The sequence below is a fragment of the Mycobacterium sp. genome, assembly GCF_040509115.1.
Classification (GTDB): Bacteria; Actinomycetota; Actinomycetes; order Mycobacteriales; family Mycobacteriaceae; genus Mycobacterium.
Genome location: NZ_JBEVLO010000304.1, coordinates 1 through 23,990 on the forward strand (window position 1 = coordinate 1; position 23,990 = coordinate 23,990).

The window sequence follows — 23,990 nt, forward strand, 5'->3', positions numbered from 1 at the left end:
CCGACTTCTTCGCGCTCGGCGGCGACAGCATCGTCGCCATGGGCCTGATCAGCCGGGCCCGCAAGGTGGGCCTCAAGCTTCGTCCTCGCGACATCTTCTCGCTGCGCACACCCGCTGAATTGGCCGCCGCGGCCGCCGATGTCGACACGACGGCGACCCGGAGCGCGTCGATCGACCCCATCGGCGAGGTTGGCGCCACGCCGATCCTGGCGTGGCTGACCGAAGTCGGGAACGGCATGGACGGCTTCTTCCAGTCCGTCACCCTGCACACGCCTGCCGGGCTGACCGCCGAGGCGCTGGCGGCGATGGTCGACGGGTTACTGGACTGCCACGACGTCCTCCGGGCCCGCGTCAGTACCGTCGAGCCCGGTGGCTTGGCCGTGCCCGCGGTCGGATCGGTCACTGCCGCAGACGTCGTGAGCCGAGTGACCGTCGATGGGCGCGGGGTTGGCGACGATGGCGTAGACGTCGACGCGCTCGCAGCCGAGGAACGCGCCAGGGCGGTGGCGCGGCTCGATGCCCGCGCCGGACGCATGCTCGAGGTCGTCTGGCTGGACGCCGGTGCCGACGAGGCGGGCCGCTTGGTGGTGGTCGTCCACCACGTCGTGGTCGACGGGGTGTCACTGCGCCTCCTGGCCGAGGATCTGCAGGCGGCCTGGGAGGGGCTGACCGAGGGTCACCCGGTCGCACTTGGCAAGGCCGACACGTCGTTTCGCGAGTGGTCCGAGGAGTTGCGTGCGGCGACGGCGCGCGGCGACTTCGCCGACGACGAGGACTACTGGCTTCGGGTCGCCGCAGCGGCGACCACCACGCCCAGGCAGATCGGCAGCCGAGCGCTGGACCCCGCGATCGACGTGGTGGCCACCGAGGACCGGCTAGTGGTCCGACTCGACGAGCAGGTCACCGGACGACTGCTCGGTCCGGTGCCGAACGCGATCCGCGGCGGTGTCAACGACGTCCTGGTCACCGCGCTGGCGTTGGCGCTGGCCGAGTGGGTGGACGACGGCGACTCACGGCTGCTCCTGGAACTCGAAGGACACGGTCGCGAGGCCGAACACCTTGGCGCCGCCGGGGACCATCTGGACCTGTCCCGCACGTTTGGCTGGTTCACCACCCTGTACCCGGTCGTCGTCGATCCGGGCGCCGTCGCGTGGAACCGAGTGCTGGCGGGTGGGGGCGAGCTCGGCGCGGCCGTCAAGGCCGTCAAGGAGCAGCTGCGGGCGATACCCCGCAACGGACTGAGCTACGGTGCCCTGCGCTATCTTTCGGGCAGGGAGCGCACCGACCTCGTCGTCGCCCCCGAGGTGCTGTTCAACTATCTCGGCCGGTTCACGGGTGCCGGCAGCCAACCATGGGCCCTGGCGGGCGATGGCGTCGCCGAGGACCGCGACCCCCGCATGCCGATGCCACGCGCCCTCGAGGTCAACGCCATCACCGTCGAGACCGCCGACGGTGCCCGGCTGGAGGCCACCTTCAGCTGGCCGTCGGGAATCCTCGACCGTGACCGGGTGCGGGCGCTGTCGGCGCTGTGGGCCGACGCCTGTGCCGCCATCGCGGCCAGCCCGGCCGTCACCGGTCCGACCCCTTCGGACTTCCCCCTCGTCGCGATCACACAGGCCGACGTCGACACGCTCCTGGACGGCGACGACGCTGCAGTAGACCTGTTGCCGCCGTCGCCCCTGCAGGCCGGAATCCACTTCCACTCCACCTACGCCGACGACGATCCGTACGTGGTCCAGCAGATCGTCGAACTGGCCGGACCCGTCGACGCCGAACGCCTGCGCACGGCGGCGAACCTCGTCCTGCGCCGCCACCGCCAGCTCGGCGCCGCGTTCCGGCCGGCCGCCGACGGCAGCATCGTGTCGGTCACCGGTCGAGATGTCGAAGTTCCCTGGTTCTACCAGGATCTCGGCGACTCGACTCCCGACGCCGCCCGCCGCGTGGCCGACATCGCCGAACGGCAACGGCGCGAACCGTTCGATCTGGGCAGGCCACCGCTCATGCGGTACGCCCTGCTGCGGCTCGCTGAGGAACGACACGTGCTGATCCAGACGGTGCACCACATCGTCGCCGACGGCTGGTCGGTGCCGATCGTTCTGCGCGAACTGGCCGCATTGCACGACGACCCCGACGCGGCCCTGCCCGCCGCCGCGCAATACCGCGACTATCTCGAGTGGGTCGCCGCGGCGCCCGTCGACGAGGCATTGACGGCCTGGCAGCGCGAACTGGCCGAGGTGGACGGCCCGACCCGGCTGGCGGATGCGTTGCCGCGCAGCCGTTCCGACCAACCCGGTTTCGGCAAGGTCGACATCGACGTCCCAGCGGACGTGGCAGGCGGAATCACCGAGTGGGCGGGCAGTCACGGTGTCACCGTCAGCGCCGTCATCGGTGCGGCGTGGGGCATCACCGTCGGTCGGTTGAGCGGACGCACCGACGTGGTCTTCGGCTCCACCGTGTCGGGCCGCGGCATCGACGTCGCGGCCGTCGACGACATGGTCGGCCTGCTGATCAACACCGTGCCGGCCCGAACACGTTGGACACCAGAAGAATCCATCGAGACGGTGGTCCGCAGGTTCGCCGATGCGCAGGCGCAACTCTTCGAGTATCACCACGTCGCGTTGGCCGACGTCCAAAACGCCATCGGCGTGCCCGAATTGTTCGACACCTTGATCGTCATCGAGAACTATCCCGCCGCCGACGAGCCCGGCGCCGCGATCCGGGTCGAGGGAATGGACGTCGTCGAGGCGCCGCACTACCCGCTGACCCTGATGGTCAAGCCTGACGAGACCTTCACCGTCGGCCTGACCCACGATCACCGCGTGGTCGACACGGCCACCGCCGAGCAGGTGCTGGAACTGTACCGCCGGGTCTTGGTCGCCATCGTGACGGACGCTGAAACCCGTTGCAGCGAGATCGAACTCCTGACCGCCGGGCAGATCGACGACGTGCTGCGGGCGGGCACCGGCGGGCCAGCCTGGCACGGCACCGCTCTCGAGCTCTTCGCCGAGCAGGTGGCCCATGCGCCGAACGCGGTGGCTCTCGTCTCCGGCAAGCAGCAGATGAGCTATCGCGAACTCGACGAGCGCTCGGAGCGGTTGGCGCGCGCGCTGGTCGCCGAAGGCGTTCGGCGCGGCGACGTCGTCGCCGTTGCGACGGGTCGCAGCAGTGCGCTCGCCGTCGCTCTGCTGGCGGTGTTGCGCTCCGGCGCAGCGTACCTGCCGGTGGATCCGCAGTACCCCGCGGCGCGCATCACCTTCATGCTCGACGACGCCCGACCGCGATTGATCGTCACCGACGGCCATCCACTTCCCGACCATTCACTTCCCGACCACGCCGTACCGACGATCGACGTCGAGACGGGGGCGGTGACCGAGGTCGCGCACACCGAATCCCCCCGGCCCGAATCCCCCCGGCCCGATGATGCCGCGTCGATCGTCTACACCTCGGGCAGCACCGGCCGCCCCAAGGGCACCGTGGGAACCCATGCGGCACTGGCCAACAGGTTGAAGTGGGCCGCGCAGACATGGTCCGGTGAAGGCTCGCACCTTCGCATCGCCAAGAGCTCGATGAGCTTCATCGACGGCACCACGGAGCTGCTCGGCGCACTCACCGCGGGCGCCACCACCGTCATCGCCGACGAGGACACCGCCAGGGACGGTGCGGCGCTCGCCGCCCTCGTCGACGAGGTATCGGCCGCCCAACTGCTCGTGGTGCCGAGCCTCGCCGCCGCCATGGCCGAGGTGGCGCCCACCCGGCTGGGCTCCGTTCGGCGGTGGATCTGCAGCGGTGAAGTGCTCGACGCCGCCACCGTCGCGGCGCTGCGCAGTGTCTCGCCCGACGCGGAGGTCGTGAACTCCTACGGCTCGTCCGAAGTGGCGGGCGACGTGGTCGCAGGAACCTTGGGGACCGGGGCACTGCCCGACGGGACCGAGGTCACGCTGGGCAGGCCGGTGCCAGGGACCCGTATCCACCTGCTCGGCCCCGACCTGCAGCACGTGCCCGCGGGGGCCATCGGCGAGCTCTACGTCGGCGGGATCCAGCTGGCCCGTGGCTATCTGGGTCAAAGCGGGATCACCGCGAGCAGGTTCGTCGCCGACCCGTTCTCCGACACGGGAGAGCGGCTCTTCCGGACGGGGGACCTCGCCCGCTGGACGCCGGACTGGACCATCGAGTTCGTCGGCCGGGCCGATGACCAGGTCAAGATCAATGGTTTCCGGGTCGAGCTCGGCGAGGTCGAGGCCGCGCTGGTCGACCTTCCCGACGTCGTCGCGGCCGTCGTCAGCGTGCGCCACGGTGCGCACGGTGCGGCCCGGCTCGACTCCTACGTGGTGGCGCGCGACGGCGTCGCGCTCGGCGCTCCCGAAGTCCGGGCGGCTCTGGCCGACCGGCTGCCCGCCCACCTGGTGCCCGCGACCGTCACACAGCTGACCGATATTCCATTGCTGCCCAACGGGAAACGCGACCGTGGCGCGCTTCCCGACCCGGTGCTGTCGGTGTCCCGCATCGAGGCCCGCACCGATCGCGAAGCCCTGATATGCCGGACGTTCGAGCAGGTGCTCGGCATCGACCCGAGCGCGCCGATCGGCATCGACGACGACTTCTTCGCCCTCGGCGGTGACAGCCTGCTCGCACTGCGCGTGGTCAACCGGCTTGCCAGCGCCGGGGTGAGCGTGCAGACCCGCGACTTGTTCCAGCGGCGGACCCCGCGCGCGCTTGAGGAGTCCATCGAGGTGCAGGTCATCGACGAACCGGCCACCGAGACCCCCGATGAGTCCGTCACCGAGTCATCGACCTGGCACGGACTCTCCGACGACGAGCTCGCCCGGCTGGCCGCGGAATGCCCGGTCGAAGTGCAGGACGTCTGGCCGCTGTCGCCGCTGCAGCAGGGCGTCTACTACCAGTCCACCTACACCGACGACGTCAATACGTACCTGGCGCAGAACGTCTTCGACTTCGACCACCATCTCGACGTCGACGCGATGCGGACCGCATTCGGCGCCCTGCTGTCGCGGCACGACAATCTCCGGGCCGGGTTCACCAGCGAGGATCTCGCGCGACCAGTGCAGTACGTGGGGCGGTTCGTGCCCGCCAAGGTGGCGCTTGTCGACCTCGCGGACCTCGACGCCGGCGCCGCCGAGACCCGGCTCGCCGAGGTGATGCGCGAGGACAGCGAGCAACCGTTCGACCTGCGGATCCCACCGTTGGTTCGGTTGACCGTGATCCGCCTGCCCGACCGCGGCGACCGATTGCTGCTCACCTGCCACTTCCTACTGTGGGACGGCTGGTCCCGGGAACTGGTGTTGCGAGAGTTGTTCGCGCTGTACGACTCCGGTGGCCTTCGCGGTGCGTTGCCCGCTCCGCAGAGCACGTACGCCGACTATCTGCGATGGGTGGACTCCCGCGATCAGGCCGAGTCGATCGACGCGTGGGCGCAGTCGCTGGCCGGATTGGCGGAGGCGACTCTCGTCGTCCCGGACGCCGTCGGACGTGAACCCGCGCTGCCGGACCGCGTCTACGGCCAGCTCTCCGCCGAGGTCACCGCGCGGCTTGGCGAGCACACCAGAACACGGTCGACGACGGCCAACACCGTGCTCTCCACGGCGCTGGGTCTGGTGCTCGGCTTCGAGACCGGGAGTGCCGACGTCGTCTTCGGCACGACGGTGGCGGGGCGGCCGCCCGAGCTGCCCGGCGTCGAGAACGTCATCGGTCAGTTCCTCAACACCGTTCCGGTCCGCGTCGAGACGACACCCACCACGACGGTGACCGAGCTGCTGCGTCGGGTCGAGGACTTCCGGTTGGACCTGATGGACCACGAGTACGTCGGCCTCGGGGACATCACCCGCAGTTCCGGCTACCAACCGCTGTTCGACACGCTGTACGTTCTGCAGAACTTCCTCGACGACGACACCTTCACCGAGTTCGAGCGCGATCACGGCATCGTCGGCGTCGACTTCGTCGATACGACGCACTACCCGCTGACATGGGTGCTGACCCCCGGCGAGCGGCTGGGCATCAAGCTGGAGTACCGGCCCGACGTCATCGCCGCCGCCACCGCCGAGGCCATGGTCCAGCGGCTCGTACTGGCCATCGAAACGCTTCTCGCGCATCCGGATACCGCGGTCGGCGAGCTCGACCTCGCGCTCGACGCCGAACGCGCTGCCTTGACGGCCCAGTGGCACGCGGCCGAGCACGAGATCGGTGAGGACACCATCGCCGATCTGCTGGCCGACCGGGCAGGCCGCTGCCCCGACGAGGTGGCGCTGGTCTTCGGAACGGAACGACTGACCTACGCCGACCTCGACGGCCGGATCAACCGACTCGCCAGGCAGCTGCTGGACCGCGGCGCTGGACCGGAACGCGTCGTCGCGCTGGCCCTCCCCCGGTCGGTCGACATGGTGGTCGCGCTGTTCGCCGTCTTGCGCACGGGGGCCGCGTATCTGCCGTTGGAGCGCGACTACCCGCTTGCTCGCCTGACCGGGATGCTCGACGACGCTCGACCCGTTCTGCTGGTGTGCCATGCCGCGAGCGCCGAGCTGGCAGATCACCAGATCGGGCTCGGTGCCGACGTGCTCCGGCTCGACGACGCCGCCGTGGCGGACGCCCTGGCTCGAACGTCCGAATCGGCGCTGTCCGACCGCGAACTCGGCGACTTCGCCAAGGCGGGCGGTACCGGTCGCCTGGAGTACCCGGCCTACGTCATCTTCACGTCGGGCTCCACCGGTCGGCCCAAGGGCGTGGTCACGCCGTACCGCGGCCTGACCAACATGCAGCTCAACCACCGCGCTGAGATCTTCGACCCGGCGGTGAAGAAGGCCGGCGGCAGGCGCATGCGCGTGGCGCACACGGTCTCGTTCTCGTTCGACATGTCGTGGGAAGAGTTGCTGTGGCTCGTCGAGGGCCACGAGGTGCACATCTGCGACGAGGAATTGCGCAGGGACGCAACCGCGTTGGTGTCGTACTGCCGAACCCATCGCATCGACGTCATCAACGTCACCCCGAGCTACGCGCACGCCCTGTTCGAGGAGGGCCTGCTCGCCCCCGGCTCTTCCCCCGTCGCTTCGCTCGCCCCCGGTTCTTCCCCCGTCGCTCCGCTCGCCCCCGGTTCCTCCCACGTGCCCACCCTGGTACTTCTCGGTGGCGAGGCGGTGTCCGACGACGTGTGGCGCAGGTTGCGGGAGCTGCCCGACGGCACCGGCTACAACCTGTACGGCCCCACCGAGTACACCATCAACACCCTCGGCGCGGGCACCGACGACAGCGCCACCCCCACGGTCGGGCATCCCATCTGGAATACCCGCGCGTACGTGCTGGATTCGTGGTTGCGGCCAGTCGGCGACGGCGTGGTCGGGGAGTTGTACATCGCGGGCGCCGGATTGGCCCGCGGCTATCTCGACCGTCCCGCGTTGACCGCCGACCGGTTCGTCGCGGATCCGTTCCTTCCCGGCGGCCGGATGTACCGCACCGGTGATCTGGTGGCGCGGCGCCCCGACGCCGGCGGAACGCTCGACTTCCTCGGCCGCAGCGACGACCAAGTGAAGATCCGTGGCTACCGGGTGGAGCTCGGCGAGGTCGCGGCCGGACTTTCGGCGCTGCCCGACGTTCGCCAGGCCGTCGCCGTCGCCCGACCGGGTCCCTCGGCGTCGGTCAAGCAACTCGTCTGCTACGTCGTGCCGGAGGCGGGCGTGGACTCGATCGCCGACACATCGGCGTTCGCCGCCGAACTCCGGACCGCGGTGGCTCAGACGCTGCCCGACTACATGGTGCCCGCGCTCTACGGCTTCGTCGATTCGATTCCGTTGACCGTCAACGGAAAACTCGACGTCCGCGCGCTGCCGGAGCCGGTCGTACCCGCGGCCGGTGCGTCGCGCGACCCGCGCGACGAGCGGGAAGTGCTGCTGGCGCAGATCTTCGGCGACGTGCTCGGCCTGCCTCGGGTGGGAATCGACGACGACTTCTTCACCCTCGGTGGGGACAGCATTTCGTCCATCGCGGTGTCGGGCAAGGCGCGCAAGTCCGGTCTGCAGATCACGCCGCGCGACGTGTTCCGGCGTCGCACCGTCGCCGCGTTGGCGTCGGTTGCCGCCACCGATCCGGGCCTTGCCGTGGCTGCGCCGGACAGCGGTGTCGGCGCCATCGCCCAGACCCCGATGCTGGCCGAGACGATGCACGCGGGAACTCCGCTGACCAACTTCTACCAGTCAATGGTGCTTGCGACACCCGCCGGCCTGACCGAGACGGCGCTGCAACGGGTTCTGCAAAGCGTGCTGGACAAGCACGACATGTTGCGCGCGCGTCTCACCGCAGCGGCCGACGGCTGGACCCTGGCCGTCCCGGCGGAGACCGTCCCGGTCACGGCCCTGCTCAGCACCACATCCGGTGGGCTGGCAGCATCCGACGTCGAGTCGGCCACCACCGCGGCCGCGGGCGAGTTGAGCCCCGAGGACGGACGGATGGTCCGCGCCGTCTGGTACGACGCGCCTGGCGCGCCAGGCCAACTGCTGGTGGTCATCCACCACCTGGTGGTCGACGGCGTGTCGTGGCGCATCCTCACCGGGGACCTGGCCCAGGCCTGGGCGGCGGTCGATGCCGACGCACCCATTGGGCTCGACGAGGTCCCCACCTCCTTCCGCACCTGGTCGGACACCATCGTCGGCGCGGACTTCGGTGCCGAAATCGACTACTGGAACCGCGTACTGGCCACTCCCGACCCCGGCCTCGGGTCGCGGCCGCTGGACCCCGCGGTGGACACCGCGAGCACCGTGGAGAGCAGGAGTTTCTCGCTGCCCGCCGACGTCAGCACGGCGCTGCTGTCGTCCGTTCCCGCCGCGATCCACGGGGGGGTCAACGACGTGCTCCTGACCGCGCTGGCGCTGGCGCTGGCGCAGTGGCGAACCGACCGCGGCGACGACCAGGACACGGCGGCGGTCGTGAACCTGGAAGGCCATGGCCGAGAATCGGATCTGGTCCCCGGTCACCTCGACCTGTCGCGCACCGTCGGCTGGTTCACGGCGATCCACCCGGCGCGGATCGATCCCGGCCGCCTGGAGTGGACCGAGGTTCTCGCGGCTGGCCCGTCGCTGGCCACCGCGGTGAAGTCGGTCAAGGAACAACTCCGGTCGATTCCCAGTCGAGGCCTCGGCTACGGCGTGCTGCGCTACCTCGACGACGCGGCACCCATCGATGGTGCGGCGCCGCAGATCCTCTTCAACTACCTGGGCCGCTTCGCCGGAGGCAGCGGCCGGGCGTGGGAGCCCGTCGCGGACTTCGGTGCGCTCCGCGAGGGCGTCGACTCCACCAATCCAGCCGTGGCGCTCGAGATCAACGCGCTGGCCGAGGACGGACCGCTGGGCACGCGGCTGACCGCCACACTGGCGTGGCCGGGAGGGCTGATCGACGCCGACGACGTCGACCAGCTCGCCGACATGTGGGCCGAGGCCCTCACGTCCATCACCCGTTGCGATGCGCTTGCCGGGCACACCCCTTCGGACTTCCCGCTCATCGACGTCGCCCAGGCAGACATCGACGATTGGCAACGGACCGGCACCGTCGAAGACGTACTGCCCCTGCTGCCGCTGCAGGAGGGCATGTACTTCCACACCGCCTTTAGCGACGGGGCCTTCAGAGACGGTGCCTTCAGAGACGGGGCCGATGACTACACCGACACCTACCGGGTACAGCAGATCGCCGAGATCACGGGCCCGGTCGATCCGGAAGCGTTGCGCGCCAGCGTGTCCGCCGCCGTGCGCAGGCACCAGGCGCTGCGGGCCAGCTTCCGCGAGTTGAGCGACGGAAGGCTCGCCCAGGTGATCTGGGCCGAGGTGCCCATCGAGTTCGACGTCGTCGACGCCGGCGCACTCGATCCCGACTCTGGCGCACTCGATCCCGACGCCGTGCGGCGGCGCCTCGATGAGGTTGCCCTCGAGCGTCTTTCGCGACCCTTCGACCTGGCCGAGGCGCCACTGGTGCGCTACACCCTGGTGTCGCTGAGCGCCCGCGAGCATCGTCTGATCCAGACCATGCATCACATCGTCGCCGATGGCTGGTCCTACCCCGTGGTGTTCGGTGACGTCGTCGCGCACTACAACGCCAACCTCGAAGGCGGGACCGACCGCGGCCCCGCACCGCTGACGGTCACGCTGCGCGACCACGTCGAAGCCGTCCGCGACCGCGATCGGCAGTCGGCCCGGCAGGCCTGGACCGAGGCGTTGACCGACGTGGAGCCCACCGCGCTGTTCCCGGTCGCCGATGGCGGTGCCGAGTCCAGAACCGTTGGTGAACACCGTAGTTCGGTAAGGAAGCTAGCGCCGGAACTGACCGCTGCCGTGGTGAAGGCGGCGCGCGAGCGCGGCGTCACCGTCAGCACCGTGCTGCACGGCGCGTGGGGTGTACTCCTCGGCCGATTGCTGGACCGTCGCCGGGTCGTGTTCGGGTCGACCGTCTCCGGCCGAGGCGGCGAACTGTCCGGCACCGAGTCGATCGTCGGCCTGCTCATCAACACCATTCCGGTGCCCATGGCCTGGCACCACGACACGTCGATCGCCGCGGCGATGACCGACCTGCAGGAGCAGCAGAGTGCCGTCCTCGACGCTCAGCATCTTGGCCTCGCCGAACTGGCCCGGCTCGCGGGCGTCCGGGACTTCTTCGACACGATGGTGGTCGTCGAGAACTTCCCGTCCGTGGCGACGGGCACGCCCGATGATCCACGCGCACTGACGTTCTCCGGCTTCACCGGAACGGACTCCCCGCACTACCCGGTGTCCTTCGTCGCCTACCTGGACGACCGGCTGACCGTCGAGATCAAGTACGACACGGGCGCCGTCACGGAGGTGCAGGCGGACCGCTTCGCCGAGCGAGTGGAGCGCATTCTCACGGCGTTCGCCAAGGATCCGGACGGGTCGATCAGCGACATCGACCTGCGCACCGACGTCGAGCGCGAACTGAGCGCGGGCTCCGTGTCACGGCAAGGCCCCGATCGCACGCTTGCCGAGGCCTTCAGCGCGGCAGCCCGCGAGCACGCCGACAGCGTCGCCGTCAGCTGCGGCGCCGAGCGACTGACCTACGCCGAACTCGACGCCCGCGCCTCGGCGGTCGCCGCAGCGCTGGTGGACCTTGGCGTGAAGCCGGAATCGCGGGTGGCCGTTGGGTTGCCGCGATCGGTGGACCTCGTCGTCGGGCTCCTGGCCGTGATCAAGGCGGGCGGCACGTACGTACCCCTCGACATCGATTCGCCGCTGGCTCGCCTGCAGCACATCGTCACCGACTCCGCGCCCGTCTGCGTCCTCGTCGACCGGGCGGACCGGCTACCCGACGAGGTCGCACCTGCGGACACGCCGTCGCTGATCCTCGGCGACGCGGCCCGCCAGCCGTCGCCCGCGGCGCTGGCCGCGTCGAGGGCGGACGCCGACCACGCCGCGTACGTCATCTACACCTCCGGCTCGACCGGAGTGCCGAAGGGTGTCGCGGTCACGCACCGCAACGTGGCGGCGCTGTTCGCGGGCACCGCAGAGCTCTTCGACTTCGGTCCCGACGACGCCTGGACCATGTTCCACTCCGCGGCCTTCGACTTCTCGGTGTGGGAGCTGTGGGGACCCCTGTTGCACGGTGGTCGGCTGGTGGTCGTCGAGCCTGCCGTCGCGCGCGATCCCGAGCGGTTCGTCGAACTGCTGGCGACCGAGCGGATCACGGTGTTGAACCAGACACCGTCGGCGTTCTACCCGCTGATCGAGGCCGACCGTCGGCAACCGAAGACCTTGGCCCTGCGCTACGTCGTCTTCGGTGGCGAGGCGCTCGACGCCAGGCGACTGTCGGCCTGGTACGAGACCCACGACGCCGAATCGCCACGGCTGGTCAACATGTACGGCATCACCGAGACGTGCGTGCACGTCTCGCACCGACCGATGGGCACCGGCGACACCGACAGCGTGATCGGCGAACCGATCCCCGGTCTGCGGATCCACCTGCTCGACGACTCCCTGCGCCCGGTGCCGACCGGCGTCGTCGGGGAGATGTACGTCGCGGGAGGCCAGGTCGCAAGGGGCTACGTCGGGCGACCCGGCCTGACGGCAGGACGATTCGTGGCCAACCCATTCGACGGGGACGGCGAGCGGCTCTACCGCAGCGGCGACACCGCGATGTGGACCGAGAGCGGCGACCTGGTCTACGTCGGCCGCTCCGATCAGCAGGTCAAGGTGCGCGGCTACCGGATCGAGCTCGGCGAGGTCGAGTCCGCGCTCGCGGCGCTGCCCGCCGTCGCGAACGCCGCTGCCGCGGTTCGCCAGGACGGCACCGGCCGCAGCAGGCTGGTCGGCTACCTGGTGGGCAGGGACGCGATCGAGGTCGCTGACGTCCGCGCCCAGCTTGCGCAACGCCTTCCCGACTACATGGTGCCGTCGGCGTTCGCCATCCTCGACGCGCTGCCGCTCACCGTCAACGGCAAGCTCGACCGGGCTGCGCTTCCCGCACCCGACGAGGCGGCGGCGGCTCGGACACCGGCCCCGCCGACGGACCGCGCCGCTGGCAGCACCGCCGAACTGCTGGCCGCGCTGTGCGCCGAGATCCTCAGTTCGGCCGTTGGCGTCGACGACGACTTCTTCGCGATGGGCGGTGACAGCATCGTCGCGATCCAGCTGGTGAACAGGGCTCGGCGCCAGGGGATTCGGATCACCCCGCAACAGGTCTTCGTCCACCGCACGCCTGCCGCCCTCGCCGAGGCCGCGGGTGACGGTGCCCGGTTACCCGCCGCCACGGACGCCGACGACACGGGACCGGACCTCGGCGAGGTCATGCTGACACCCATCGTGCAACGGTTGGCCGAGCTCGGCGGTACCGTCGACAGACTGAACCAGACCGAGCTGCTGCTCAGCCCGGCCGACGCGACACAGGCCGACCTCGAGGCCGCCGTCAACGCCGTCATCGCACGCCACGATGCGTTCGGGTTGCGGCTGCACCGACCAGTCCCCATGCTGTGGACGCTGGAAGCGGTTGCCGCGCAGAAGATCACGGTGCGCCGGGTCAACGCTGCGGAACTGACCGACGACGAGCTCGCTGAGGTCATCGGCACGGAGTCCGACGCCGCCGCCGACCGGCTGAATCCAGAGGCGGGCGTGCTGGTCTCGGCGGTGTGGTTCGATCGCGGATCGCAGCGCCATGGCCGACTGCTGCTGACCGTGCACCACCTGGCCGTCGACGGCGTCTCCTGGCGCATCCTGCTCGACGACCTCGAGGAGGCGTTCGGTCAGGTGCGTGCCGGTCAGCCGACGAGGCTGGCTCCGGTGCCCACCTCCATCCGCGCCTTCGCCAGGACCGTCAACGAAAACGCTCAGCAGGCCGCACGGTTGGCCGAGTACGAACACTGGACCACCACCCTGGCGGCGGGTGGCGAACTCGATCCAGGGGCAAGCACGGTCGGGTTGACCGTGGGCGCCACCCGCGACCACGAGGTGCGACTGACGGCGCAGGAGACGCTGCCGCTGCTGACGACGGTTCCGGCTCTGGCCAACGCCGACATCACCGAAACCCTGATCGCTGCACTGCATGTCGCCGTCGACCGCTGGCGTGGCGCCGACTCGGGCAAGCCACTGGTGCTCGACCTGGAGCGCCACGGCCGCGACGGCTGGGGCTCCGACCTGGACCTGTCGCGCACCGTGGGATGGTTCACCGCGATCGCCCCGGTGCGGTTGCCTGCTCCGGTCGGCGACGACCTCGTCGCCGTGCTCAAGGACGTCAAGGAGACCGTTCGGGCGGTACCCGACGGCGGGTTGGGCTTCGGTCAGCTGCGGTACTGCAACCCACGCACCGCGGCGGCATTCGGCCGCCTGCCCGCACCCCAGCTGTTGTTCAACTACCTGGGCAGGTGGGCGGCCGACGGCACCGACGACTGGGACTCCGCACCCGAGGTCGGGGCGCTTCGGGTTGGACCCAACCCCGACCTCGGCACGCCATACCTGTTGGAGATCAACGCGATCTGCGACGAGACCGTCGACGGCCCCGTGCTGCGCGCGACCCTCACCTATGCCGACGGCGAGTTCGGCAGCGCAGCGACGGCGCTGGCCGAGCACTGGCTGGCGGTGCTTCGTGAGCTGGGCCAGCTGGTCGGCGGCGGTGAGGTCCGGGGGACCTCGCTCACGCCGTCGGACCTACCGCTGATCGAGCTGTCCCAGCAGCAGATCGACAACCTGATCGCTGCGAGTCCCGTTGCCGTCGAGGATGTTTGGCCGCTATCTCCGCTACAGGAGGGGGTGTACTTCCAGGCGCGATACTCGCCCGCCGCGGTCTACATCGTGCAGAACGTGTTCGACTTCACCGAACCCGTCGATCCCGACGCTCTGCGGGCCGCGTATTCGGCTGTGATGACGCGCAACCCCGTGCTGCGGTCGGCGTTCCTCGCCGACGACCTGCCACAACCGGTGGCCGCGATCACGGTGGACCCGGTGTGCGAACCGGAGCTGGTGGACCTGACCGGGGTGGCACCCGGGGAACTGGCCGACCGAGTCGCCGAGATCACCGCGGACGATCGTCTGCGCACCTTCGATCTCGGTGCGCCGCCACTGGCGCGATTGGTGATCCTACGGACCGCCGAGTACGACCGGCTGATCTTCAGCTACCACTTCCTGCTCCTCGACGGATGGTCGCGCGAACAGTTACTGCGGGAACTGTTCGCCGAGTACGCCGCCGCCACGCGCGGTGTCGCAGCCGACCTGCCCGAGCCGTCCGCGAGGTTCACCGACTACCTGCGCTGGCTCGCGGGCCGGGACCGCGAGGAATCCTCGCACCAGTGGGCGACTGCGCTGGCGGACCTCGCTGCGCCGACGCTGCTGGTGCCCGCGGCCGTCGGGACCGAGCCGACGCTGGCGTTGCGGTTGGACTTCACGCTGAGCGAGGAGCAGACCGCCCTGCTGGTCGGCGTCGCTCGCGACGCGGGCGTCACCCTCAACGCGCTGATCTCCACGGCGCTGGCCATGGTGCTGGCCTACGAGACCGGAACCGAGGACGTGGTCTTCGGCTCGACGGTCGCCGGACGGCCGACCGACCTCGACGGCATCGAGTCCGTGATCGGGTTGTTCCTCAACACCGTTCCGACGCGGGTCAGGCTACGACCGGAATCGTCGGTCGTCGACACCATGCGTGCCGTTCAGTCCGACCGGCTCGCCCTGATGGACCACGAATACCTGGGTCTCGGCGACATTCAGCGTGCGGTGACGGCGGCCGAGCGCGGCGGTGGTGCGCTCTCGGCAGGCGGCCCGCTGTTCGACAGCCTCTACGTGCTGCAGAACTTCCTCGACGACGACACCTTCACCGACATGGAGACCGAGTACGGGATCGTCGGTCACGACTCCGTCGACGCCTCGCACTACCCGCTGACGTGGGTGGCCTCGCCGGGCCGGCGGCTCTGGGTCAAGCTCGAGTACCGCCCCGACGTGGTGCGCCGCGCCGACGCACAGCGGCTGCTCGACCGGCTGCGTCACGTGATACTCGGAATCTCCTCGCGCGCAGACACTCTCGCAGCAATGTCCGTGTCGCTGCCCGCAGAGGACGCCACAAGGGTCGCCCAGTCCGAGGCCACTCGGCACGACCTGCCAGAGGCAACGGTCATGGACCTGCTCGCCGAGCGCAGCACCCAGTCGGCGACCACCACGGCGCTGGTGTGTGGCGACGACACCGTCGACTACGCAGAGTTGGACGCCCGCGTCAACCGGCTGGCCTGGCTGCTCCGCGACCGCGGCATCGGCCCCGAACAGACAGTGGCACTGGCGATTCCGCGTTCGATCGATGCCGTCGTTGCACTCTTCGCCGTGCTGCGGGCGGGGGCCGCCTACCTCCCGCTCGAGCTCGACTACCCCGACGAGCGGCTGGCGGTCATGCTGGCCGATGCGGGCCCGGTCGCGCTGCTGACGACGACCGCGGTGGCGCCGCGCGTCGCAGTCGTCGCGGCCGACGAGTGCCAGCTGGTGGTGCTCGACGGCGATTCAGTGCAGGCTGAATTCGCTGCAGCACGGTCGGATTGGGACGGGTACTCGCCCAGCCTCGACCAGCCTGCCTACGTCATCTACACCTCGGGGTCGACGGGGAAACCCAAGGGCGTCGTCACGCCGCACCGCGGCCTGACCAACATGCACCTCAACCACCGCGAGGCGATCTTCGCGCCTGCCATCGCCAAGGCAGGCGGACGCAGGCTGCGGATTGCACACACGGTGTCGTTCTCCTTCGACATGTCGTGGGAAGAACTGCTGTGGCTGATCGAAGGCCACGAGGTGCACATCTGCGACGAGGACCTGCGCAGGGATGCGACGGCGCTGGTGGCCTACTGCCACGACCATCAGATCGACGTGGTCAACGTGACACCGACCTATGCTCAGCTGCTGTTCGACCAGGGATTGCTCGACGTCGACCCTTCCCCCGGCGCCCCCGGCGGACATCCGCCGGTGCTGGTGCTGCTGGGCGGCGAGGCGGTCTCGGCAGCGGTGTGGGATCGCCTGCGCGACAGCGACACCAGCTACGGTTACAACCTCTACGGCCCCACCGAGTACACCATCAACACCCTCGGTGGTGGCACCGACGACAGCGCCACCTCCACCGTCGGGCAACCGATCTGGAATACCCGGGCGCACATCCTCGATCCCTGGCTGCGGCCGGTGCCCGACGGTGTCGCAGGGGAGCTCTACATCGCGGGCGCGGGCCTGGCCCGCGGCTATCTCGGTCAACCCGCGTTGAGCGCAGGACGTTTCGTCGCGAACCCGTTCGATGCCGACGGCCGGATGTACCGCACGGGCGACCTGGTGGTGCGTCGCAGAGCGTCCGAGGACGAGGCAGGCAACCTGGACTTCCTCGGTCGCACCGACGACCAGGTCAAGATCCGCGGTTACCGCGTCGAACTCGGTGACGTGGAAAGCGCGGTGGCCGCCCACCCCGGCGTGATGCAGGCCGCGGTGATCGCACGCCCCGATCCGAACACGTCGGGTTCGCACCAGCTGATCGGCTACGTCGTCCCCAGGGGTCCCGCCAAGGACCCCGCCAAGCCCATGGCCGAGGACCTGGTGGCCGAGCTCCGAACTCACCTGAAGGGCTCGCTGCCCGCTTACATGGTGCCGTCGGCGATCGCCGTCATTCCCGAGTTGCCGCTCACCGACAACGGCAAGCTGAACCTCAGGGCGCTGCCCGACGTTGACCCGGCCAGCCAGCGGACCGCGAGCAGGGCCCCGCAGTCGGCGGTCGAGGAGACGCTGTGCGAACTGTTCGGCCAGGTACTCGGTTTGGACGCCGTTGGGGTGGACGATGATTTCTTCGATCTGGGCGGGCACTCCCTGCTCAGCATCCGACTGATCGGCCTGGTGCGCACCGCGCTCGGTGTGGAGATGTCGATCCGGGACGTCTTCGACGCCTCCACCGTCGCCGAGCTCGCAGCCCACCTCGGGGCCCAGCCGACGTCGACGGCGCCGCGGGTCGAGCTCGTCGCGGCGGCACGGCCCGAGCGGCTGCCCACTTCGCCCGCGCAGGAACGCCTGCTGGTCATCGAGCGCCTCGGCGGAACCGGGGTGGCGTACAACTACCCGTTGGTCTTCCGGGTCCGTGGCCCGCTGGACGTCGACGCGCTTCGCGATGCGGTCGGCGACGTGGTCGACCGCCACGAGTCACTGCGCACGGTGTTCGTCGAGCACGACGGCGTGCCGCACCAGCGAATCCTGCCGATCGGGACCCGCGCGCCGCTGCAGGTGACCGAGTGCGGCGATGCCGACCTGCCCGCGGAGATCACGGCGGCCACCGGCCACGAGTTCGACCTGTCGACCGAGACTCCGTTGCGGGTGAGCGTCATCCGGGTGGCACCCGACGATCACACCGTGGCGCTGCTCTTGCACCACATCGCCACCGATGAGTGGTCGGACGCCCCGTTCGTCGCCGACCTGAACCGTGCGTACGAGGCTCGGGTGGCCGGTGTCGCCGCCGAACTGCCGCCGCTGCCCGTCCAGTACGCGGACTACACCCTGTGGCAGCGCGACCTCCTGGACTCCATCGGTGACACCCAGCTGCGGTTCTGGCGCGACGCCCTCGCCGACGCCCCCGACGAGCTGACCCTGCCGACGGACCGGTCGCGGCCGAGCAGGCCCAGCGGGGTCGGCGGAACCGCTAACGTCGAGGTGCCAGCGGAAACGGTTGCGGCGCTGCGCAAAATGGCGGGCGAGCGGCAAGTCAGCATGGTGATGGTTCTGCACGCGGCGGTCGCCACGCTGCTGCACAGGCTGGGCGCCGGCGACGACATCGTCGTCGGCACCCCGGTCGCGGGTCGCGACGACCCGGCACTCGACGAGATCGTCGGCTTCTTCGTCAACACCGTGGTGCTTCGGGCCGACGTGTCCGGCAACCCGTCCTTCGACGAGCTGCTCGGCAGGGTCCGGACCGCCGACCTCGCGGCGTTCGCCCACCAGGAGCTGCCCTTCGAGCGGCTGGTCGAGGACTTGAACCCGCCGCGCGTCGCGGGCCGGAACCCGTTGTTCGGCGTCTTCATCGGCTACCACCTGCGCGACGGCGCGGACTCCGACATGTTCGGACTGCCCACCGAGTGGTACGAACCCGATTCCACCGCAGCGATGTTCGACCTCGGCTTCACGATGATCGACGAGAGCGGCGACGGGCGGGCCACGATCATGGCCGAGTACAGCGCCGACCTGTTCGACCGATCGACGGTGCTGACGTTGACACAGCGACTGGTGACGGTCCTCGACCGGCTGGCAACCGACACGACTGCCCCGATCGGTGCCGTCGACGTTCTGCGCGACGGCGAGCTCGACTCGTTGGTGTCGGCCCGCAACGACACCGCACACGACGTCCCCCCGGTTGGCCTGGGCGCCTTGGTGTCTCGGCAGGCAGCGCTGACCCCGGATGCGACGGCGGTGGTGTTCGAGGATCGCCTGCTGAGCTACGGCGACCTCGACGAGTGGTCGGACCGGCTCGCGGCGGGGCTCGTCGTCGACGGTGTCCGCGCCGGAGCGATCGTCGGGGTGTCGCTACCCCGGTCCGTCGAGCTGGTCGTCGCGCTGGTCGCGGTGGCGAAGTCGGGCGCGTCGTTCCTGCCGCTGGACCCGGACTATCCGCGGGACCGGTTGGCGTACATGACCGAGGACGCCGGGCCGACCGTCGTTCTCGACGACCCGGCCGCGGTGACGGCGGCGCGGGACGCACAGCCCTCGCGGCCGCGCGTCCCGGACGTCGACCCCACCGGGTGGGCCTACGTGCTGTACACCTCGGGCTCCACCGGACGGCCCAAGGGGGTCGCGGTCGCGCACGCGGGCATCGTGAACCGCATCGCGTGGCTGCAGCACGCGTACCCGCTGGCGGCCGACGACCGAATGCTGGTCAAGACGCCGATCAGCTTCGACACCTCGGTGTGGGAGGTGTTCTGGCCCCTGAGCGTCGGCGCGACCTTGGTGGTTGCCCGGCCCGGTGGGCACCGCGATCCGGGCTACCTCGCCGAAACGATCGTCTCCCAAGGGGTTACGGCAGTCGACTTCGTGCCGTCGATGCTCGAGCTGTTCCTCGATGACCCACGCTCCTCGGAATGCGCTGCGCTGACGCGCGTCACGGTGGGTGGCGAGGCGCTGCCGACGGAGTTGGCGACCCGGTTCGCGGAGGCGTTCACCGGCGTGCCGCTGCACAATCTCTATGGCCCCACCGAGGCGGCCGTGGACGTGCTCGGCTGGACCGCCGACGGTGGGCCGGTGGCGCTCGGCGTCCCCGGCTGGAACGTCCGGGTCTACGTGCTGGACGGCTACCTCAACCCCGTCCCACCCGGCGCGCCCGGCGAGCTGTATCTGGCAGGCGTGCAGTTGGCCGACGGCTATCTGCACCGAAACGCCCTGACTGCGCAGAGTTTCGTCGCCAACCCCTTCGAGGATGGCGCGCGGATGTACCGCACGGGCGACGTGGTCCGGTGGCGTCGCGACGACCAGCTCGACTATCTCGGCAGGATCGACGACCAGATCAAGCTGCGTGGTGTCCGGATCGAACCCGGCGAGATCGAAGCGGTGCTGACGACTCATTCGGCGGTGTCCTCGGCGCGGGTGGTCGTCCGCAACGACCGGCTGGTCGCCTACTACCTGCCGGCACCTGGGGCCGACCGACCGTCCATCGGAGACTTGCGCGAGCACGCGGCGTCGGCGCTGCCGATTCACATGGTGCCGTCCGGGTTCGTCGAGCTGACGGAGTTCCCGCTGACCCCGAGCGGAAAGCTCGACCGCAACGCGCTGCCCGCTCCCGAGATCGGTACGGGGACGGGAAGATCCGCGGTGACCCCGCAGCAGCGCCGGTTGTGCGAACTGTTCACCGAGGTGCTCGGCGTCAGTGTGGCGAGCATCGACGACGACTTCTTCGCCCTCGGTGGGCACTCCCTTCTGCTGGTGCGGCTGGCGGCGGCCATCCGCCGCGAGTTCGGCGTGGAGGTGCCGGTGGCCACCCTGATGGTCGCCCCGACCGTCGCCGACGTCGCCGGTCAGCTGATGGACGACGCCTCCGGTCAGGCGGACAGCCTGGCGCCGGTGCTGCCGCTGCGCGCGACGGGAGCCGAACCTCCGCTGTTCTGTCTGCATCCCGCCAGCGGACTCAGTTGGCAGTTCGCCGGACTGAAACGTCATCTGCCACCCGAGATTCCGCTGTACGGTATCCAGTCACCGCTGTTCACCGGTGGCGAGCTGCCGGGCTCCATCGCCGAGCTCGCTGCCGGCTACGCGGACACGGTGACCGACGTCGCGCCGACCGGACCGGTCCGCCTGCTCGGCTGGTCGTTCGGAGGGTCGATGGCGCTGCTGGTGGCCGAGGAGCTCGCCGGGCGCGGCCGCGACGTCACGTTCGTCGGCATGCTCGACGCCCGCACCGACGTCGTCGACGGCAGCGGTGAGTTCGATTCCGCCGCCGTGCTCGGCGGGCTGCTGCGCGAGATGGGCTTCCCCGTCGATCCGGGGGCCAGGATGACGACCGAGGACGCGGTGGCGTTGGTGCGCTCCAGCGGTGACGCGATCGCCATCCTCGACGACACACAGATCGCCAGGGTCATCGAGAACTACGTCGCGGCAGAGCGATTCACAACCGATGCCGACTACGGCCGGTACTCGGGTGACGTGTTCTTCGTCGACGCCACCATCCTGGAGATGGACCTGACGGGTGTCGCGTCGGCGGGTTGGCGTGACCACGTCGGGGGAGAGTTGCGCGTCGTCGCGTTGGACTGCAGGCACTCCGAGCTGATGGACGCCGAGACCCTCGAGCGGCTGGGCCCGCTGATCGCGGCCGAGCTCACCAACTGAACCGGACTGAACCCGGACTCAACCGGGACACTGAGAGAGACGCCGACGGCCGACTCGCCCGCGCAAGCGGGTCGAGCCGGCCGTCGGAACGAGAGAACCCAAACGAGAGAATGCCGGGCCGAGGGACGTTAGGAGTCCGAAAGGTCCGCGACGGGCTTGCCCGTGTAGGCGTTGCCGAGTTGGGGCACCAGGAGATCCAGCGCGTACAGCATCGCGTCCGGCCCGCTGAAGGCGATCGCGCCGCTGAGCGTGGAGTCCGAACCCGCGTACAGCGTGCGGCCGTCCTTGACGACGTTGAGGCGCTGGAACGCCGGCACGGCGGCCATCTGTTCCTTGGTGAGTCCGTTGACGAACAGCGCCTCGCCGTCGAGGATGTCGAGCTTCTCCTCCGAGACGTCACCGACGGTGTCCTTGGTGTCCAGGCCGAGCCCGTCGAAGATCGCGTTGCGCGGGTCACCCTTGCCAATCACATAGTGCGCGTTGGGTTCCGAGGTGAAGTCCGAGATCAGGGTCTTGCCTGCGAACTCGGGGTGCGCTGCCTTGGCCTCGTCGATCTTCGCGTTGACCCGATCGACCAGTTGCTGAGCCTCCGCTTCCTTGCCCAACGCCTTGCCCGTGGTCAAAAGCTGGACGTTCCAGGGGGTTTCCTCGTCGGGGTAGTCGGCCGACTGCACGACGGTGGGGGCGATCTGCGAGAGCCTGTCGTAGGTCTTCTGGTCGATGGTCTCGTTGATGGCGAAGATGACGTCGGGCTTGGCCGCGGCGATGCCCTCGAAGTTGATGGTGTCGCCTTCGATGGACGGAACGCCCTTGCCGTCGGTCGCCTCCTTGACCCACGGGAAGTCGCTGTAATTGTCGAAGTAGCCACCGCGGGTGCCGACCGGCACGATGCCTAGCGGTAACACGAAGTCCTGGTCGATCCACCCGGCGGTCACGACCCGCTGCGGGTTGGCTGGGATCTTGGTCTCACCGAACTTGTGGGAGATCGTCACGGTCTCGCCGGAGCTTGCCTCTGCCGACGGACTGGACTCGGCACTGGGGGTCGACGAGCTGCCGCACCCCGTCAGGAGGGCGATCCCGAGGAGGAGCGCGGAGACGAGCGCCGAGGCGCGATTCGCGTGTGAATTGAGTCCGGTTAGCCGCATTCGGTTAGGCTAACATTGCCTAACTTCCGGCGGTCGCGGCCCTTTTCCCGACCCCGTCGACCGGACCGGGCCAGCACATTCGCCGCCAACGTGGGCCGATCGCCGGGTACGCCACGGTGGCCGCCGGCGACCGCAGCGGGGCGATTCAGCAGGAATCGGTAGGGTTTCCTCCCGACGGCCCCTGTTTCGCGGGTCATGCGCAATGGAGCGCCAGGTACCCAGTGATGTACAAGGAGCAGTCTGTTGGCCCTCAACACCATCGCGCTGGAGCTCGTCCCGCCCAACGTGGAACGGGGGGCGTCCTACGCCATCGACGAGGCGCACAAGGTGCTGCAACTCGCGGCAGGCGCAGGCATCGACGGCCGAATCCGCCACGTCATGATCCCCGGCATGATCGAGGAGGACGGCGACCGTCCGATCGAGATGAAGCCCAAGCTCGACGTGCTCGACTACTGGTCGATCATCAGGCCGGAACTGCCGAACATGAACGGGCTGTGCACCCAGGTGACGTCGTTCCTGGATCAACAAGCGCTGCGGGGGCGCCTCACCGAATTGCGCGACGCGGGGTTCGACGGCATCGCCTTCGTCGGCGTCCCACGCACCATGACCGACGGCGAAGGCGAAGGCGTCGCCCCGACCGACGCCCTGACCATGTACGAAGACCTGGTGCCCAACCGCGGCGCGATCTTGATTCCCACCCGCGACGGCGAACGCGGCCGGTTCAACTTCAAGTGCGACCAGGGCGCCAACTATGCGCTCACCCAGCTGCTGTACTCGGACACGATCGTCGACTTCCTCACCGACTTCGCCGCGACCACCGAGCACCGTCCGGAACTCCTGCTGTCCTTTGGCTTCGTCCCCAAGATGGAGACCAACGTCGGGCTGATCAACTGGCTGATCCAGGACCCCGGCAATGCGGCCGTCGCCGACGAGCAGGCCTTCGTCAAGAGGCTGGCGGCCGCCGAACCCGACGACAAGCGCAAGCAGATGATCGACCTGTACAAGCGGGTGGTCGACGGCGTCGGTGCTCTGGGCTTCCCGATCAGCATCCACTTCGAGGCGACGTACGGCGTGTCCCGGCCGGCGTTCGACACCTTCGCCGAGATGCTCGACCACTGGGCGCCCGACCGCTGAGCCACAGTGCGCAGGCGTGCGATAAGACCCTGCCGCCCGTTCACCGACTCAACACCCGCGCATGGGACGATTCGGGTGATGCTTCCCGCCGACAATCACGTCCACTCGCAGTTCTCCTGGGACACCGGCGTGAACGCGTCGATGGTCGACACCTGCCGCCGCGCCGTCGAGGTCGGCCTTCCCGCCGTTGCGTTCACCGAACACGTCGACTTCACCGAATGGGGTGAGCACGACGTTCCTGCCGTCTCAGACAACCCGGACGTGGACGCGCACGCCGTCATCGCCAGACGGGACCGCGTGCTGCCCGTGGACGTCGACGGCTACCTGGCCGCCGTCGAGGAGTGCCGCGACCGCTTCCCGGAGCTACGCGTTCTCTCGGGCATCGAGGCGGGCGAGCCGCACCACTTCGCGGGCAGCGTCGCCG

4 protein-coding genes are annotated in these 23,990 nt (G+C 69.5%); 3 read left to right on the plus strand and 1 reads right to left on the minus strand.

The window, feature by feature from the left end; translation table 11 throughout:
- The coding region (locus ABW137_RS20960) for an amino acid adenylation domain-containing protein (RefSeq protein ID WP_526403362.1) at positions 1–21,287 on the plus strand (21,287 nt) is incomplete at its 5' end.
- Positions 21,288–21,415: 128 nt separating this feature from the next.
- On the opposite strand, the gene ABW137_RS20965 is transcribed toward ABW137_RS20960, so the two are convergent.
- Positions 21,416–22,432 carry an ABC transporter substrate-binding protein gene (locus tag ABW137_RS20965; protein WP_526403363.1) on the minus strand — a complete coding sequence of 339 codons (1,017 nt, stop codon included), beginning with the start codon at positions 22,430–22,432 and terminating at the stop codon, positions 21,416–21,418.
- Positions 22,433–22,675: 243 nt separating this feature from the next.
- On the opposite strand from ABW137_RS20965, the gene ABW137_RS20970 reads away from it, so the two are divergent.
- A complete protein-coding gene (locus ABW137_RS20970) occupies positions 22,676–23,566 on the plus strand; it encodes a mycobacterial-type methylenetetrahydrofolate reductase (RefSeq protein WP_526403364.1) in 891 nt (296 codons plus the stop codon).
- A gap of 78 nt (positions 23,567–23,644) precedes the next feature.
- Positions 23,645–23,990, plus strand: a 346-nt coding sequence (locus tag ABW137_RS20975) for a PHP domain-containing protein (RefSeq protein ID WP_526403365.1), incomplete at its 3' end; no start/stop codon positions are given.

Bases quoted from the DNA above. Each gene is read 5' to 3' on its own strand.
- ABW137_RS20965 (WP_526403363.1), bottom strand. From the start codon at position 22,432: ATGCGGCTAACCGGACTCAATTCACACGCGAATCGCGCCTCGGCGCTC.